This window comes from Colwellia sp. Bg11-12 (assembly GCF_014076955.1).
GTDB lineage: Bacteria > Pseudomonadota > Gammaproteobacteria > Enterobacterales > Alteromonadaceae > Colwellia_A.
Genome location: NZ_JACGUZ010000071.1, coordinates 180,909 through 195,625, shown reverse-complemented (window position 1 = coordinate 195,625; position 14,717 = coordinate 180,909). Strand labels below are relative to the sequence as shown.

The 14,717-nt window shown below is 38.4% G+C and carries 20 protein-coding genes; 10 read left to right on the top strand and 10 right to left on the bottom strand.

The genetic code is table 11. From position 1 onward, the window contains the following. Positions 1–38 precede the first annotated feature (38 nt). The 10 genes from H4J39_RS09810 to mlaF all read right to left on the bottom strand — a co-directional run bounded on the left by H4J39_RS09810 (position 39) and on the right by mlaF (position 6,745). Positions 39–587, bottom strand: a complete 549-nt coding sequence (locus H4J39_RS09810; protein WP_182224800.1) for a TrmH family RNA methyltransferase — start codon at positions 585–587, stop codon at positions 39–41. Between the two features lie 129 nt (positions 588–716). Continuing rightward, a complete protein-coding gene (locus tag H4J39_RS09805) occupies positions 717–1,319 on the bottom strand; it encodes a flavin reductase family protein (protein WP_182227822.1) in 603 nt (200 codons plus the stop codon). Then, positions 1,309–1,758 (bottom strand): SMI1/KNR4 family protein, encoded by a 450-nt coding sequence (locus tag H4J39_RS09800; protein ID WP_182227820.1) that lies wholly within the window; start codon positions 1,756–1,758, stop codon positions 1,309–1,311. Before H4J39_RS09800 ends, H4J39_RS09805 begins: the two co-directional genes overlap by 11 nt. Before the next feature lie 306 nt (positions 1,759–2,064). Beyond that, positions 2,065–3,327 carry a UDP-N-acetylglucosamine 1-carboxyvinyltransferase gene (gene murA, locus H4J39_RS09795; protein WP_182227818.1) on the bottom strand — a complete coding sequence of 421 codons (1,263 nt, stop codon included), beginning with the start codon at positions 3,325–3,327 and terminating at the stop codon, positions 2,065–2,067. Between the two features lie 28 nt (positions 3,328–3,355). Further along, positions 3,356–3,613: a BolA family protein gene (locus H4J39_RS09790; RefSeq protein ID WP_182227816.1), complete on the bottom strand. Its 258-nt coding sequence runs from the start codon at positions 3,611–3,613 to the stop codon at positions 3,356–3,358. Between the two features lie 24 nt (positions 3,614–3,637). Further along, positions 3,638–3,940 (bottom strand): lipid asymmetry maintenance protein MlaB, encoded by a 303-nt coding sequence (locus tag H4J39_RS09785; protein ID WP_182227814.1) that lies wholly within the window; start codon positions 3,938–3,940, stop codon positions 3,638–3,640. 37 nt (positions 3,941–3,977) lie between these two features. Next, positions 3,978–4,610, bottom strand: a complete 633-nt coding sequence (locus H4J39_RS09780; protein ID WP_259368803.1) for an ABC transporter substrate-binding protein — start codon at positions 4,608–4,610, stop codon at positions 3,978–3,980. Between the two features lie 29 nt (positions 4,611–4,639). Next, positions 4,640–5,107, bottom strand: coding sequence for an outer membrane lipid asymmetry maintenance protein MlaD (gene mlaD, locus H4J39_RS09775; protein WP_182227810.1), 468 nt, complete (start codon positions 5,105–5,107; stop codon positions 4,640–4,642). 55 nt (positions 5,108–5,162) lie between these two features. Further along, positions 5,163–5,939, bottom strand: a complete 777-nt coding sequence (gene mlaE / locus H4J39_RS09770) for a lipid asymmetry maintenance ABC transporter permease subunit MlaE (protein WP_220462172.1) — start codon at positions 5,937–5,939, stop codon at positions 5,163–5,165. After that, on the bottom strand, positions 5,939–6,745 hold the full coding sequence (gene mlaF, locus H4J39_RS09765) for a phospholipid ABC transporter ATP-binding protein MlaF (RefSeq protein WP_182227808.1): 807 nt from the start codon (positions 6,743–6,745) through the stop codon (positions 5,939–5,941). Before mlaF ends, mlaE begins: the two co-directional genes overlap by 1 nt. Positions 6,746–7,070: 325 nt before the next feature. On the opposite strand from mlaF, the gene H4J39_RS09760 reads away from it, so the two are divergent. From H4J39_RS09760 to rapZ, 10 genes are all read left to right on the top strand, one after another. Continuing rightward, on the top strand, positions 7,071–8,048 hold the full coding sequence (locus H4J39_RS09760) for a calcium/sodium antiporter (RefSeq protein ID WP_182227806.1): 978 nt from the start codon (positions 7,071–7,073) through the stop codon (positions 8,046–8,048). A 47-nt stretch (positions 8,049–8,095) separates the two neighbouring features. Further along, positions 8,096–9,061 carry a KpsF/GutQ family sugar-phosphate isomerase gene (locus H4J39_RS09755; RefSeq protein ID WP_182227804.1) on the top strand — a complete coding sequence of 322 codons (966 nt, stop codon included), beginning with the start codon at positions 8,096–8,098 and terminating at the stop codon, positions 9,059–9,061. Position 9,062: 1 nt separating this feature from the next. Beyond that, positions 9,063–9,608 carry a 3-deoxy-manno-octulosonate-8-phosphatase KdsC gene (kdsC, locus tag H4J39_RS09750; RefSeq protein WP_182227802.1) on the top strand — a complete coding sequence of 182 codons (546 nt, stop codon included), beginning with the start codon at positions 9,063–9,065 and terminating at the stop codon, positions 9,606–9,608. 1 nt (position 9,609) lies between these two features. After that, on the top strand, positions 9,610–10,176 hold the full coding sequence (gene lptC, locus H4J39_RS09745) for an LPS export ABC transporter periplasmic protein LptC (RefSeq protein WP_182227800.1): 567 nt from the start codon (positions 9,610–9,612) through the stop codon (positions 10,174–10,176). Continuing rightward, entirely contained in the window at positions 10,157–10,699 is a 543-nt protein-coding gene (lptA, locus tag H4J39_RS09740; protein ID WP_182227798.1) for a lipopolysaccharide transport periplasmic protein LptA, read from the top strand. The genes lptC and lptA overlap by 20 nt, the downstream gene beginning before the upstream one ends. After that, positions 10,696–11,427, top strand: a complete 732-nt coding sequence (gene lptB / locus H4J39_RS09735) for an LPS export ABC transporter ATP-binding protein (RefSeq protein ID WP_182227796.1) — start codon at positions 10,696–10,698, stop codon at positions 11,425–11,427. The genes lptA and lptB overlap by 4 nt, the downstream gene beginning before the upstream one ends. A gap of 73 nt (positions 11,428–11,500) precedes the next feature. After that, on the top strand, positions 11,501–13,009 hold the full coding sequence (locus tag H4J39_RS09730) for an RNA polymerase factor sigma-54 (protein WP_182227794.1): 1,509 nt from the start codon (positions 11,501–11,503) through the stop codon (positions 13,007–13,009). Between the two features lie 23 nt (positions 13,010–13,032). Next, complete coding sequence (hpf, locus tag H4J39_RS09725) at positions 13,033–13,320, top strand: ribosome hibernation-promoting factor, HPF/YfiA family (RefSeq protein WP_182227792.1); 288 nt, start codon at positions 13,033–13,035, stop codon at positions 13,318–13,320. A gap of 45 nt (positions 13,321–13,365) precedes the next feature. After that, on the top strand, positions 13,366–13,821 hold the full coding sequence (gene ptsN / locus H4J39_RS09720; protein ID WP_182227790.1) for a PTS IIA-like nitrogen regulatory protein PtsN: 456 nt from the start codon (positions 13,366–13,368) through the stop codon (positions 13,819–13,821). A gap of 30 nt (positions 13,822–13,851) precedes the next feature. Continuing rightward, positions 13,852–14,706, top strand: a complete 855-nt coding sequence (gene rapZ / locus H4J39_RS09715) for an RNase adapter RapZ (RefSeq protein ID WP_182227788.1) — start codon at positions 13,852–13,854, stop codon at positions 14,704–14,706. The last annotated feature ends 11 nt before the right edge of the window (positions 14,707–14,717 follow it).

The window sequence follows — 14,717 nt, the reverse complement described above, 5'->3', positions numbered from 1 at the left end:
TAAATAAAAGAGACTTTTCCTGCATTTTGAATATCTTCTTATAGCGCTAATTTCTTGCGAATTTGATCAGTACATTCAGCTAAAACAATAGCGCCAGCGGTTGAAACATTCAAAGAATTCCCCATGCCAAACATAGAAATGTGTATTTGATGATGACTGAGCGTTAATGCTGCTTCGCTGACGCCCTTGCGTTCATTACCTAATACTAATGCACAAGAAGATGGATACGTAATATCTTTATAATCAACCGACTGCTGGCAGAGTTCAACACCAAAAACAGTATAACCATCGTCTATTAATGTTTGTAAGCTTTCAGTTGTGCTATTGCTGTATTCAATATCTACCCATTTAGCTTCATTTCTAGAAGCTTTTTTCAATTTTTTATCTGAAATAGTTAACTCGCCACAGATAATGATTTTTTCAATAGCAAAAGCATCCGCTAAACGAATGAATGCACCGATATTGTAGCTATTGGTGACATTGTCTAAAACCAATACTAAGGGAATTTTTGCCTGCTTTATGTATTCATCGCGGGTCGGTTTATTTTGTCTGATGTCTTCTTTACTTAACTGAATTTTTGAATGCATGTACATGGCTCTTATTGAATACTCTAGACTGACGCAGTCGCGTTGATCAATCCATTAAGGTAATATTTTTTGGTAAGGTAAATTATTACTAGGTAAACCCGCTATTTCAGCCAGTTATTATTGATGATTTCAAGGACGATTAAGCGCTAAATATTTTGTCGTGAAGGAATAACCATCCCCCCCCATTTTACCTACTGAGTCGATAAGTTCTTGGTTTATACCTTTTTCACTGTATATATCATCTCTCACAAAAACAGACTTCACATCTAATAGCACAAGAGTGCCTCCTGCGGGTAAATCACCTAAACTGATAATTTCCCTCAAAGTGCACTCGTAACGAATAGGTGACCCTTTAACAGAAGGCGGAGCGACTGTGCGACTGGTACTTTGCTCAATACCGGCAAGATCAAACTCACTTTCATTAATGCTAATACTCGCACTGGTTTGGTTCATTTGTTCCAGTAAGTGGCTATTCACGATATTGATCACACACTCACCCGTTTCTCTTAAGTTCTGTAAGGTATCTTTATCAACGCCAGTTCTTTGATTTACTTGTGTATAAAGAAGCACAGGAGGATTACAACTTGCCACGGTGAAGAAGGAATAAGGAGCAAGATTATCAACACCAGATTTTGAACGTGTACTGATCCAAGCGATTGGTCTGGGTGTGACCCCCCCATTTAGTAGACGATATTTTTCCTGAACACCAAGCTCTGTAATATCAAAGTTCATTAAACGCCTCCAGCCATTCGGTAAAAGAATTAGCGACTTTTTTAACGGTTGAAGCGCCATGGTCATAGAACCAAACGGCACTGTCAACTTGCCTAGCTAAACAATCACTAAGCTTGAAGCAAAACATGCTGCCCTTACAGTCAGAGGCGAATAATATATGACCTTTCGGCATACCACTCATTTCATACAGCTTTGAAAGTGTGAATACATCATCTAAGCTTAAAAAGTCTTGTACCTCAGTAATATCAACACCTAAATCGCAGATTTTAGTAAGAACATTAGGCGTGTGAACTAAACCGTAATTTGATATTAAGTACTTATATGAATCAGGTAAATAAGCCGCCAACTTGACTTCAAGCTCATTAATATCTTCAATGGCTATTGGCACCATAGCGTTTTTACTGCCCCAATTTTTTACAAAAAGATCAATGCTATTCATCTGGATACTCTCATTCTGTTGCTGTGTTATTTGTGTTGAACGCTTTATAATTTGCCAATATATTGTGCTTTAACCAAACTTGTCGACAAATAAACATAAAAATTTATACATGCTCAACATCTCGTATTCTAACAGTTTACGTAAATAGGATATGATTAATTAATGAGCTAAATAGTTTTGCTTGTTTAATAATTTCAGCTAAAAATAACACCGATAATCTGCAGCCAAGCCATTCATTTTATTAAGTGATAAAAAAAGCACCTAAAAAGGTGCTTTGATAAAACGTATATTTTATTTAACTAAAGACTAACTTGCTTTTATACGCGTAATATTAGCGCCAAGTGCTTGCAGTTTATCTTCAATATTTTGATAACCGCGATCGATATGATAAATACGATCAACTTGTGTCTCTGAAGTCGCCACTAACCCAGCAATAACCAAACTTGCTGAAGCACGTAAATCTGTTGCCATCACTTGTGCGCCATTTAACGATTCAACGCCACAAGAAATAGCCGTATTACCTTCAAGGCTAATATCAGCGCCCATACGTTGTAATTCAGGAACATGCATGAAACGATTTTCAAAAATAGTCTCTGTTGTGGTTGCTTTACCTTCTGCAATCACATTCAACGTAACAAACTGTGCCTGCATATCAGTAGGAAAAGCCGGATGAGGGGCTGTACGGATATTAACCGCTTTTGGCCGTTGATTCATCGTTAACTCTATCCAATCATCACCCGTGGTAATTTCAGCACCTGATTCTTGCAGTTTACTTATTACCGCTTCCAATGCTTTAGGATCAGTATTTAGACATTTAACCTTGCCTTGAGTAACCGCAGCGGCAACTAAAAAAGTGCCCGTTTCAATCCGGTCTGGCATAACTCGATACTCAGTACCTGATAACTCAGCAACGCCATCAATCGTCAGTGTACCTGAACCTGCACCTGAAACTTTTGCGCCCATCGCGTTTAAACAATTAGCTAAATCGACAATTTCAGGTTCACGTGCAGCATTTTCAATCGTGGTAATACCTTCCGCTAACGCTGCCGCCATCATTAAGTTCTCAGTTCCCGTAACGCTGACCGTATCCATAAAGATAGTGGCACCTTGCAAGCGTCCTTTATTACGAGCGATGATATAACCGTTTTCAACGTCGATATCTGCACCCATTAGTTTCAAACCGTGAATATGTAAATTCACGGGTCTTGCACCAATAGCACAACCACCAGGTAATGAAACTTCCGCATGGCCAAAACGCGCTAATAGTGGTCCTAAAACCAGAATAGAAGCGCGCATAGTTTTAACTAGTTCGTAAGAAGCACGACAATGATCAAGCGTACTTGCATCAATCACTAATTCATTATCACCTGACCAGTGCGCTTTAGCGCCTAATTGGCTTAATAATTTAATCGTGGTTTCAATATCGTTTAGCTTAGGTACGTTACTAAAAGTAATAGGTGTTTTAGAGAGGAGTGCTGACATAAGTATAGGTAAAGCAGCGTTTTTTGCGCCAGAGATGGTCACTTCACCCTTAAGGGCAGTGCCACCTGTTATTTTGAATGCGTCCAATAGAATATTCTTATCTAGTTATGAAAATTTAAAGCGGAAGATTAAACATTTTTTCACGTTGCCAAACTGACGTTGTGAACGTTTTAATCGATACCGCATGAATTGCACCCGCTTTAATTGTCTCGGCTAAAGGCGCATATATTGCTTGTTGTTTCTTTACTCGGCTTAATTCGCCAAGAAAATCGGCAACTGCGATCACTCTACATTGTGATCCATCAAATGCAACATGTAACTCATCAAGTTCAAGGGCATCATTAAGTAATTTTTCTATATCTGAAACTTCCACATTTATCTCCGGTTACTGACTAGACTAACGATCAGTTTTTGGTAAAAACATATCAACACAACTTAACTGGGCTAATTTTATTAAATCTTTTGGTAGGTTATCAAAAGTTAATTGGCAGTTTGTCTTATTACTTAATTCTAGCATGGCCAGTAGCCAGGCCAAACAAGCCGTGTCGACTTTTGAAACATTTGATAAATCAAAGATCAGGTTCCCTGATTTAATCAAATGCTTTGATTTTTTTTCAAATGAATGATCAATAGTTAATAAGGTTAATTCACCACTAAAAGTAACCCGTGAATCTTTTTCAATAAAACTAATTTGCTTCACTTCAATTCCTAATTTTCACAGAAATAGCATAATAACGCTACTTAAAAACGATTTTTTGATCGCTTTTTGTTTTTAACATTTCAGTAACGTACGGCAAACCTTTTTGACGGATCAAACCACTCAGTTCTGCTTCTTTACTGTCAAGTAAGCTAACACCTTCTGCAACCATATCGTAAGCTTTCCATTCGTTCGTTGTGGTATTTCTTCTCACACGAAACGAGATATCAATAGGAGGTCTACCTGGGTCTAAGACTGATGTTCTAACAGCAACTACTTTTGCTTCATCAAAGTCTTTTTCAGGTTCAAATTCAACTGCTTGTTGCTTATACAAGGTAAAAACTTGTGCGTATGAGGTAACCAAATACTCTCTAAATACATCAACAAAATCAGCTCGACTTTGTGTAGTTGTTTGATCAAAGTTTTTATAACCAATAACTTTCAATGCCGCATATCGGTAATTTATATAAGGCATTAGTTCTTCACGAACAATAACCTTTAATATTTCTGGGTTCTTGCGAATTTCAGTTTGTTCATCAGAAAAACGTTTAAAAGTCACTTTTGCCACAGTTTCGATCATGGCGTAAGGGTTTTTCTTGTCAACGTTATTTGCTGTCACGCTAAAACTACTAAATAAAGCGACCATTATTATTGCTGTAAATAATTTTTTCATGATATTAATACTCTCCATTTGTAAACTTACTAGTCACTTCCCTGACTAAATAAAAATTGTCCAATTAACTCTTCTAGCACGAGTGCCGGTTTAGTATCTTCAATAAAGTCACCTGGCACTAGGGTACCTACCGATTCATCAACAAAACCAGGTCGTAATCCAACATATTGCTCACCCAACAAACCCGCCGTTAAAATAGATACTGACGTTGCTTCTGAAAAATTAATATATTGTGTATAAATATCTAAAGTCACTACCGGCGTATAATCTTTTGCGTCAATGGTAATGTGACTAACACGACCAACAACAACACCACCCACTTTTATGGCTGAACGTACTTTTAAGCCACCGATATTATCAAACTTAGCATAAAGTTGATATGTTTCACTGTTTCCAGAAATACCACTATCCGCAACCTTTAGCGCGAGTACAAGTAACGCTGCGATACCTAAAGCAGCAAATAAACCAACCATTAATTCAATTTTCTTCGACACCATGTCTTTCACCAAACCTAAAAATAAAAATTATTATAAAATTAACTAACAGCAAACATTAATTTGCAAACATTAATGCTGTTAATACAAAATCTAAACCTAAAACTAATAACGATGATTGAACAACCGTTGACGTTGTCGCACGACTGATGCCTTCTGACGTTGGAACACAATCATAGCCTTTATAAACCGCTATCCAAGTTACAACAAAAGCGAAAACAACAGACTTTATCACCCCATTAAGAATATCTTTTTGAAAATCTACTTGGGACTGCATTACTGACCAGAATGTTCCACTATCAACACCTAACCATTCGACACCAACGAGATGTCCCCCAAATATACCTACCGCAGAGAAAATGGCGGCAAGCAAAGGTAAACTAATAAATCCGGCCCAAAATCGTGGTGCTATTACACGACGTAATGGATCAATAGCCATCATTTCTAAACTCGACAATTGTTCGGTCGCTTTCATTAAACCAATTTCAGCCGTTAATGCAGAGCCTGCACGACCCGCAAACAATAATGCGGCAACAACGGGACCTAATTCACGGAGTAACGATAACGCGACCATGGGTCCTAAACTACCCTCAGCGCCATAGCCCACTAAAATAGTATAGCCTTGTAACGAAATAACCATGCCAATAAATAAGCCTGACACAACGACTATCAAGAGTGAAAGTACACCAACAGAATATAACTGCTGTACCAGTAGTGGGAAGCCTTTACGAATATTGGGGACATGTAACAATGCAGAAAGTAACAAGATTATCGCTCGCCCTAGGCCTGCAATAGTAGCAATAATATTATGCCCTAAACTTTGTAAACTATTCATTATATCGGTTCCTTACCCAGTAACTCATCTTGATAAGATGCCGCAGGGAAATGAAAGGGTACAGGACCATCCGCTTCACCTTTGATAAATTGCTGAACCAGCGGTGATGTTTGTTTGCTGATTTCTGATGGAGTGCCATGGCCGATAATTTTCTTTTCAGCGATGATATAAATATAATCAGCGATACTCATGACTTCAGTAACGTCATGTGAAACAACCACTGATGTTAAACCTAACGCTTCATTTAAATCTTTTATTAAGCGAACAATAACGCCCATTGAAATAGGGTCTTGTCCCGCAAAAGGCTCGTCGTATAAAATCAGTTCAGGGTCTAAAGCGATTGCACGGGCAAGGGCAACTCTGCGCGCCATGCCGCCAGAAAGCTCCCCCGGCGCTAAATTTCGAGCACCACGTAACCCCACCACTTCAAGTTTCATTAATACCATTTTTTCAATTAACGACTCTGACAACTTACTATGTTCGCGCATCGGAAAAGCGATATTGTCATAAACACTCATATCGGTAAATAATGCGCCACTTTGAAAAAGCATACTCATGCGTTTGCGTGCTTCATAAAGTGCGCTACGGGATAATGTGGGAATATTTTGTCCGTCGAAAAGTATTTTTCCAGCGTTGGGTCTGAGTTGCCCACCGATTAAACGTAGTAAGGTGGTTTTACCAATACCACTAGGGCCCATTATCGCGGTCACTTTTCCTTTCGGGATCGACAAACTAATATCATCATAGATCACTCGTTCATCACGTTTAAACGTAAGGTTCTGGATATCGACCAAGTTTTCAAGCATAAGATTCTTATAACGTCACTGTTTGTTATTATTAAAGTCAGATGAATTTTACCTGAGCAATCAAAAAACGTCATTAAAATTGCGTTAAAAATGTAAATAAAAATCGTAAGAAAGCGTGTAAAAACGTAATAAAGTGTAAGATCCTTATCTCAGTTGATATTTTTTGCTTTAATGAAATATTAACTTTCACTATTTTTTAACAACTCGATACCAAAAAACAGTCTTTTACGTACTTTTTTACTTATTTTTCCTTAGATCCGATTATTTCTCTTTGTTTTTCCTTCGCAACCAGCGACAATTTACCCTCTCAATATAGGAGCCCTTAATGTTAATACAGATTCTAATTTTACTTTTTTCACTTGTTACTTTGGTATGGAGTGCCGATAAATTTGTTTTTGGTGCCTCATCGTTAGCAAGAAATTTTGGTATCTCACCTATGATTATCGGTTTGACTATTGTTGCTATGGGGTCATCAGCACCCGAAATGATGATAGCAGCGACCGCGTCTTTAGATGGTAATAACAATACCGCTATTGGTAATGCTATCGGTTCAAATATAACTAACATCGCTTTAGTGCTTGGTATTACTGCATTATTTCAGCCATTAAGCGTTTCTTCTTCAACAGTAAGACGAGAAATCCCGTTAATTTTACTGATTACCGCGCTCGCCTATTGGATGCTATCAGACGATTATTTTGGCTTTAATGAGGGCTTATCGTTAATGATTGGTTTTTTTGTGTATATTATTGCTTTGCTGCTAATTACCCTGAGAGCCTCTAAGAATAGACCGTTTGATGATCGATTGATCATCGATGCAGAAAAAGAAGTACCTGACGCGGTAAGTAAGCCTAAGTCGCTATTTTGGCTCGTTACGGGAATGGTTTTTTTACCCTTGAGCGCGGCTTACTTGGTCGACTCATCTGTTTTTATTGCCAAGGCTTTTGGTATTAGTGATTTAGTCATTGGCTTAACCGTTATTGCCGTTGGTACGAGCTTACCAGAACTTGCTGCAAGTATTATGAGTATCATTAAAAAAGAAGATGATTTAGCGTTAGGCAGTATTATTGGTTCTAATATCTTCAATATTTTAGCGGTACTTTCCCTTGCTGGTCTTATTGCACCAGGCGAAGTAGACTCAGATGCTGCAACACGCGATGCGCCTTATATGTTAGGTGTTACCGTCTTACTATTTATTTTGTGTTTCACTCGTCGTGCTGGCAGTTTTCGTATAACCCGCATGAAAGGCTTATTATTGATTGGCGCTTTTGTTGCTTATCAAATCTTACTTTTTAGCCAGATATAATAAAAACCATGCTAAATAGTGATTAATATAATAGAAATGGGCTAATAATGAACAATTTTAAACAACTAGCGTTAGACGTTATTCATATAGAACAACAGGCTATTGCAGAATTAACCCAGTACATTGATCAAAAGTTTGAAGAAGCTTGTCAGTTAATGTTTAACTGTAAAGGTAGAGTGATCATTGTTGGTATGGGGAAGTCAGGCCATATCGGTGGAAAGATTGCTGCGACCTTAGCTAGCACCGGTACGCCTTCATTTTTTGTGCACCCAGGCGAAGCAAGCCACGGTGACTTAGGCATGATCACTGGCGATGATGTCGTGCTTACTATTTCTTACTCTGGTGAAACTGGTGAAGTTTTAGCCATAGTGCCAGTGATAAAACGCATTGGCGCTAAGCTTATTTCGATGACGGGCAACCCTGCATCAACTCTAGCAAAACTTGGCGACATTCATTTATGTGTCGCCGTTTCACAAGAAGCCTGTCCGCTTGGCTTAGCACCAACATCAAGCACTACAGCAACCTTGGTGATGGGTGATGCTCTCGCTGTCGCCTTGTTAAATGCTCGTGGCTTTACCGCCGATGACTTTGCACTATCTCATCCTGGTGGTAGCCTAGGAAAGCGCCTATTACTGCGATTGGGCGATATTATGCACAGTGGTGAACGTTTACCTACGGTAAATGCTCAAGCCAAAATTAAAGACGCCTTAGTGGAAATGTCATTAAAAGGTTTAGGGATGACTGCAGTCATTGACAAAACAGGTCGCTTACAAGGGTTATTCACCGATGGTGACTTACGCCGTATCCTTGATGAACGTCTCGATATTCATCAAGACACTATTGAGTCTGTGATGACAAAAAATCCGACTATTGCTCATCAAGATATGCTTGCTGCTGAAGGTTTGAAGATTATGGAAGATAAAAAAATTAATGGTTTAATCATTGTTGATAGTAATAAAATGCCAATTGGCGCAATGAATATGCACGACTTACTTAAATCAGGTCTTATCTAATATGCACACATACTATGGTGAAATTACAGACGCTGCATTCAATGCGATGAAGAAAATCAAGCTGCTGATTTGCGATATCGATGGTGTTTTTTCTGATGGTCGTATTTATTTAGGTAACCATGGTGAAGAATTAAAAGCTTTTCATACTAAAGATGGTTATGGCGTAAAAGCATTAGGCGCTAGCGGTGTCGATGTTGCTGTGATCACGGGTCGAACTTCAAATATTGTTGCAACACGTATGTCAGCCTTGAATGTTAAATACATAGTACAAGGTGAAGAAAACAAATTACCCGCTTTGAAAAAGATGGCTCAGCAATTAAATTTAGCGCTCGATGAAATTGCCTATATTGGTGATGATATGCCTGATTATGAGTGTATCGACTATGTCGGCTTTGGTATTGCCGTACAAGATGCTCATCCAAGAATTTTATCAATAGCGAATTACACAACCTTTAATCGTGGCGGTTTTGGCGCCGTTAGAGAAATCTGCGACTTAATCATGCTTAGCCAAAACACTTTAGCAAATGCTAGTGGCGCGAGTATATGATATGAATAGACTCTATAGTTTAACGTTAGTATTTTTTATTTTAGCGGGCGCTATTTATGGGGTTATTGAATGGAGAAATGCCTCAATACCGCAGTTACAAGCGATTGACAAAACACTTACGCCTGATTTTATTGCTGAGAATTTACACAGTAATGTCTACAAGAATGAAGGAAGTTTAGCTTATGTTGTTGATGCACAGCGTATGGAACATTATCCTGAGCTAAACATTACCAATTTTGAGTTTCCTCAATACACCCTTCATCCAAAAAATGATGCCCCCACATGGAAAGTATCTGCAAATGAAGGCATATTATATAACAACAACCGAGTGAAGTTAGAGAAGCATGTGCGCTTGGTAGCAACCGATCCAAATAGCTTATTACAAGAAGTTCAAGGAAAATACTTTGAACTTGATTTAAAAACTAACATCATAAGTTCAGAACAAGAAATTAAAATTATTGGTAAAGGATTTACCATCGATGGTAAAGGTTTAATTGTCGACTTAAACACCAGCCAAATGACACTAACTAAACATGTGAAATCCATTTATGAAATTGTTAAAAAATAGCCTATTGTGCTTATTGTTTTCAAGCACCCTTTTTTCATCAGCTTTCGCTGAAAAATTTGATATCAAACAAAAAATTGAAATAAACGCTTCAAGACAAGCCGTTGATCTTAAAAATAAAATATTTAGCTATATCGATAACGTTGTGATCACTCAAGGCACATTGACCATACGTGCTGACTTGGTTCAAGTGCTAACTCAATCGGGTAGCGAAGAAAAAACTTATATTGCAAAAGGAAAGCCAGCAACGTTTGAACAAACACTAGCCGATGGTACCCCGCTTAGTTTACAAGCAGATGAAATAAGATATGAGCCCGGTAATAATCTAGTGATCATTTCAGGTAATGCTTTATTGCAACAAGAAGGCAGTGAAGTCAGTGGTAATAGAATTACTTACAATATTGATACTCAATATGTTAATGCTGAAAGTAAAACGAACGAGCGTACAAAAACAATTTTTCAGCCTAAAGAAAAAGTACAAGCGAAAAAAACTGACACAAAGACTCTGGAAAAAGGTAACTTATGAGTACGAGCACGCTAATGGCGAAAGGGCTTGCCAAGGCTTATAAAGGCAGAAAAGTTGTTAAGAATGTCAGTATGCAAGTCTCGGCAGGACAAATAGTGGGTTTACTCGGCCCTAATGGTGCAGGAAAAACCACCTCTTTTTATATGATTGTTGGTTTGGTTGAAAGCGATAGTGGCGATATTATTCTTAATGATGAAAACCTTACGTTAGCGCCTATGCATGAACGCGCGAGAAAAGGGATCGGGTACTTGCCACAAGAAGCCTCTATCTTTCGAAAACTCAGTGTTTACGATAATATTATGGCCATTTTGCAAACACGAAAAGAATTATCTGATGCAGAACGTGAAGAAAAGCTAGAACATTTAGTTGAAGAATTTAACATAGGTCATATTAAAGATAATTTAGGTATGAGCTTATCAGGTGGTGAACGTCGCCGAGTGGAAATTGCTCGAGCTTTAGCGGCAGAGCCTAAGTTTATTTTATTAGATGAGCCTTTTGCGGGTGTTGACCCAATTTCAGTAGGTGATATCAAAAAAATTATTCTACACTTAAAAGAACGTGGTATTGGTGTCTTGATCACCGACCATAATGTAAGAGAAACCCTCGATGTATGTGAACATGCTTATATCGTTAGCCATGGTGAACTTATTGCAGAAGGTAATGCAGATCAAATTCTTGCAAATCAACATGTAAGAGATGTATACCTTGGTGAACAATTCACGCTATAGTAGCTAATAAGTTAATAATATCTTCGTATGTCGAAAATATTCAATTAAAAATAATAGGAAGTTAATGACCTAAATGCGCCCTACTCTACAACTCCGCATAGGACAACAATTAACCATGACGCCTCAATTGCAGCAAGCAATCAAATTGCTGCAACTGTCAACGTTAGAGCTTCAGCAAGAAATTCAAGAGGCCTTAGAAAATAATCCATTATTAGAAATGGATGAATCATCAAACAATGCTGAAGATAAAAGTACTGACAACCTTGAAGAAGCTCACACAGCTGGTACAGGTGATGTTAAAGAGAAAGCCGTTTCTGATGGCAGCGAAGACTCCACACCCACCATCGATGAAATCACCACCACTGAAGCAATGGATAAAAATGATATCCCTGAAGAATTAAACATGGATACTACCTGGGATGACAACTACACCGCAGGTGCGGCGAGTTCTAGTTCAGGACCCGCTTCAGAAGATTATACTTACCAAGGCGAAACTCAAGATTCCATTCAAGATCACTTACGCTGGCAAATGGAATTAAGCCCTTTCACCGAAACCGATCGTGCTATAGCTACCGCAATCATCGATGCCGTTGACGATGCTGGCTACTTAACCGTTTCCAGTGAAGATATTCTAGAAAGTGTTGCCATTGAAGGTGTTGAACTTGATGAAATAGAGGTGGTACTAAAACGTATTAACCTCTTTGACCCTGTTGGCGTTGCTGCACGTTCTATTTCAGAATGTTTAATTATTCAACTTAACCAATTTGACCCCGCTACGCCGTGGTTAGAAGAAAGTAAGTTGGTTTTACGTGACCATATCAATCTGCTGGGTAGCCGAGACTATCGTACGTTAATGCGTAAAACTCGACTCAAAGAAGAACAACTTCGCGAAGTCGTCCGCCTTATTCAATCACTTGATCCTAGACCTGGCGACAGTGTTATCAAAAGTGATGATCAATACGTTATTCCTGATGTTTCTGTTGAAAAGAAAAATGGTCGTTGGGTTGTTGAACTAAATCCTGATACAGCACCAAAGCTGTCTGTAAATCAGCAATATGCTTCGATGTCTCGCTCGATGAAGTCAACGGCAGACACACAGTTTATTCGCTCAAATTTACAAGAAGCTAAATGGTTTATTAAAAGTTTAGAAAGTCGTAACGATACCTTATTGAAAGTATCGAACTGTATTGTTCAACGACAAATTGGTTTTTTCGAACATGGTAATGAAGCCATGCGTCCTATGGTTTTAAATGATATTGCCGAAGCTGTCGATATGCATGAATCAACCATTTCTCGGGTAACGACACAAAAGTATATGCATACGCCACGGGGAATTTTTGAACTGAAATTTTTCTTTTCAAGTCATGTAGGGACAGAAAGTGGTGGCGAATGTTCATCAACCGCTATTCGTGCATTAATCAAAAAATTTGTCGCGGCTGAAATACCCGCAAAACCATTAAGTGATAGTAAAATGGCTGATTTATTAGCCACTCAAGGAATAAATGTTGCTCGGCGTACCATTGCAAAATATCGCGAGTCACTTTCTATTCCTCCTTCTAACCAACGAAAAAGTTTACTTTAACGAAAAGATGAGGAATTAAGCTTATGCAAATTAACCTTTCTGGTCACCATGTTGAAATTACCGAAGCTTTACGAGAAAATGTCAATGTAAAAATGGCAAAGTTGACCCGACATTTTGACCATATCAATAATGTTCATGTTGTTCTCACCGTTGAAAAATCAAACCAAATTGCAGAAGCGACGGTTCATGTTAGTGGCACTGATTTACATGCCAAAGCTGAAAACCAAGATATGTACGCCTCTATTGATAGTCTTGTTGTTAAACTTGATCGGCAAATATTAAAATACAAAGGCAAAACGAATCAGCATTAATGCTGTTTTTCACCTTTTCTCTAATCAAAAAATGTAAGTAGTGTAATGAAGTTGCAAGATATCCTAACCCTTGACTGCACACTCTGTGCCGTTAAGGGCACTAGCAAAAAAAAACTCCTTGAAATAATTAGCGCCACTGCGGCAAAAAAAATTGATAACCTTGATACGCATCAGCTATTTGAAAGTTTAATGGCGCGTGAAAAAGTAGGTTCTACTGGCATAGGTAATGGTATAGCTATTCCGCATGGGCGTTTGTCAAATACCTCACAAGTCATTGCCGTTTTACTGACCAGTGAACAAGCGGTGGCATTTGACTCTATAGATAATCGCGGGGTGGATATTATTATTGCGCTGTTTGTGCCCGAAGAGAACTGCCAACAACATTTAGAAACGCTACAAAGTATTGCACAAGTATTTAGTACCAAACAAATCGCAAAACAAGTAAGAAAGTGTCAAAATTCGCAAGAGCTTTTTAATTTAATAAAGCAAGCTGCACGTTAATAAATACAATAAAAAGTCAGGAAAATTTAAATGAAACTCATGATAGTCAGTGGTCGCTCAGGGTCAGGTAAAAGTGTTGCATTACGTGTGCTCGAAGATTTAGGCTACTATTGCGTAGATAATATTCCTGTTAACTTGTTGCCTGCATTAGCCCATACCGTCATCAATGATTATGACAAAGTAGCGGTTAGTCTAGATGTCCGTAATTTGCCCAATGACCCTAATGACGTTTCAGAAATATTAGATTATCTGCCTAAAACAGTAAAACTCGATATACTTTATTTAGACGCCGATGACTCTGATCTTATTCGCCGTTTTAGTGAAACGCGTCGTTTACATCCGTTAATAAAACAAAATATTCCACTCGATCAAGCGATTTCTTTAGAGAAAAAACTGCTTGAACCTATTTCTACACGTGCGGGGTTGTATATAAATACCAGCCAGTTATCACCTCATCAGTTATCTGACTTGGTGCGTGAGCGAATTTTGGGTAAAACGTCTGCATCAATGGTTGTCGTATTTGAATCTTTTGGCTTTAAGCATGGTGTACCTCAAGATGCAGACTATGTATTTGATGCCCGCTTTCTCCCCAACCCTTTTTGGGAAAAAGATTTAAAAGGTTTTACTGGCTTAGACCAACCTGTTCGAGACTTCCTTGCTAGCCAACCGATAGTCACCAAATTTATCTGGCAAATTAACAGCTTTATGATGACGTGGTTGCCCCACTTAGAAAGAAATAACCGTAGCTATATTACTATCGCTATTGGTTGTACGGGTGGAAAACACCGTTCGGTTTATATTGCGGAACTATTAGCGAACAATCTACGTAAAGAGCGCGAAGATGTTCAATCTCATCATCGCGATATTAAAATACAAAGTACCTAAGAATAATCATC

Bases quoted from the DNA above. Each gene is read 5' to 3' on its own strand.
- rapZ (WP_182227788.1), top strand. From the start codon at position 13,852: ATGAAACTCATGATAGTCAGTGGTCGCTCAGGGTCAGGTAAAAGTGTT.
- H4J39_RS09800 (WP_182227820.1), bottom strand. From the start codon at position 1,758: ATGAATAGCATTGATCTTTTTGTAAAAAATTGGGGCAGTAAAAACGCT.
- H4J39_RS09810 (WP_182224800.1), bottom strand. From the start codon at position 587: ATGCATTCAAAAATTCAGTTAAGTAAAGAAGACATCAGACAAAATAAA.
- kdsC (WP_182227802.1), top strand. From the start codon at position 9,063: ATGCACACATACTATGGTGAAATTACAGACGCTGCATTCAATGCGATG.
- mlaE (WP_220462172.1), bottom strand. From the start codon at position 5,939: ATGAATAGTTTACAAAGTTTAGGGCATAATATTATTGCTACTATTGCA.
- H4J39_RS09760 (WP_182227806.1), top strand. From the start codon at position 7,071: ATGTTAATACAGATTCTAATTTTACTTTTTTCACTTGTTACTTTGGTA.
- mlaF (WP_182227808.1), bottom strand. From the start codon at position 6,745: ATGCTTGAAAACTTGGTCGATATCCAGAACCTTACGTTTAAACGTGAT.
- hpf (WP_182227792.1), top strand. From the start codon at position 13,033: ATGCAAATTAACCTTTCTGGTCACCATGTTGAAATTACCGAAGCTTTA.
- H4J39_RS09755 (WP_182227804.1), top strand. From the start codon at position 8,096: ATGAACAATTTTAAACAACTAGCGTTAGACGTTATTCATATAGAACAA.
- mlaD (WP_182227810.1), bottom strand. From the start codon at position 5,107: ATGGTGTCGAAGAAAATTGAATTAATGGTTGGTTTATTTGCTGCTTTA.
- H4J39_RS09730 (WP_182227794.1), top strand. From the start codon at position 11,501: ATGCGCCCTACTCTACAACTCCGCATAGGACAACAATTAACCATGACG.
- lptC (WP_182227800.1), top strand. From the start codon at position 9,610: ATGAATAGACTCTATAGTTTAACGTTAGTATTTTTTATTTTAGCGGGC.
- lptA (WP_182227798.1), top strand. From the start codon at position 10,157: ATGAAATTGTTAAAAAATAGCCTATTGTGCTTATTGTTTTCAAGCACC.
- H4J39_RS09780 (WP_259368803.1), bottom strand. From the start codon at position 4,610: ATGAAAAAATTATTTACAGCAATAATAATGGTCGCTTTATTTAGTAGT.
- H4J39_RS09805 (WP_182227822.1), bottom strand. From the start codon at position 1,319: ATGAACTTTGATATTACAGAGCTTGGTGTTCAGGAAAAATATCGTCTA.
- ptsN (WP_182227790.1), top strand. From the start codon at position 13,366: ATGAAGTTGCAAGATATCCTAACCCTTGACTGCACACTCTGTGCCGTT.
- lptB (WP_182227796.1), top strand. From the start codon at position 10,696: ATGAGTACGAGCACGCTAATGGCGAAAGGGCTTGCCAAGGCTTATAAA.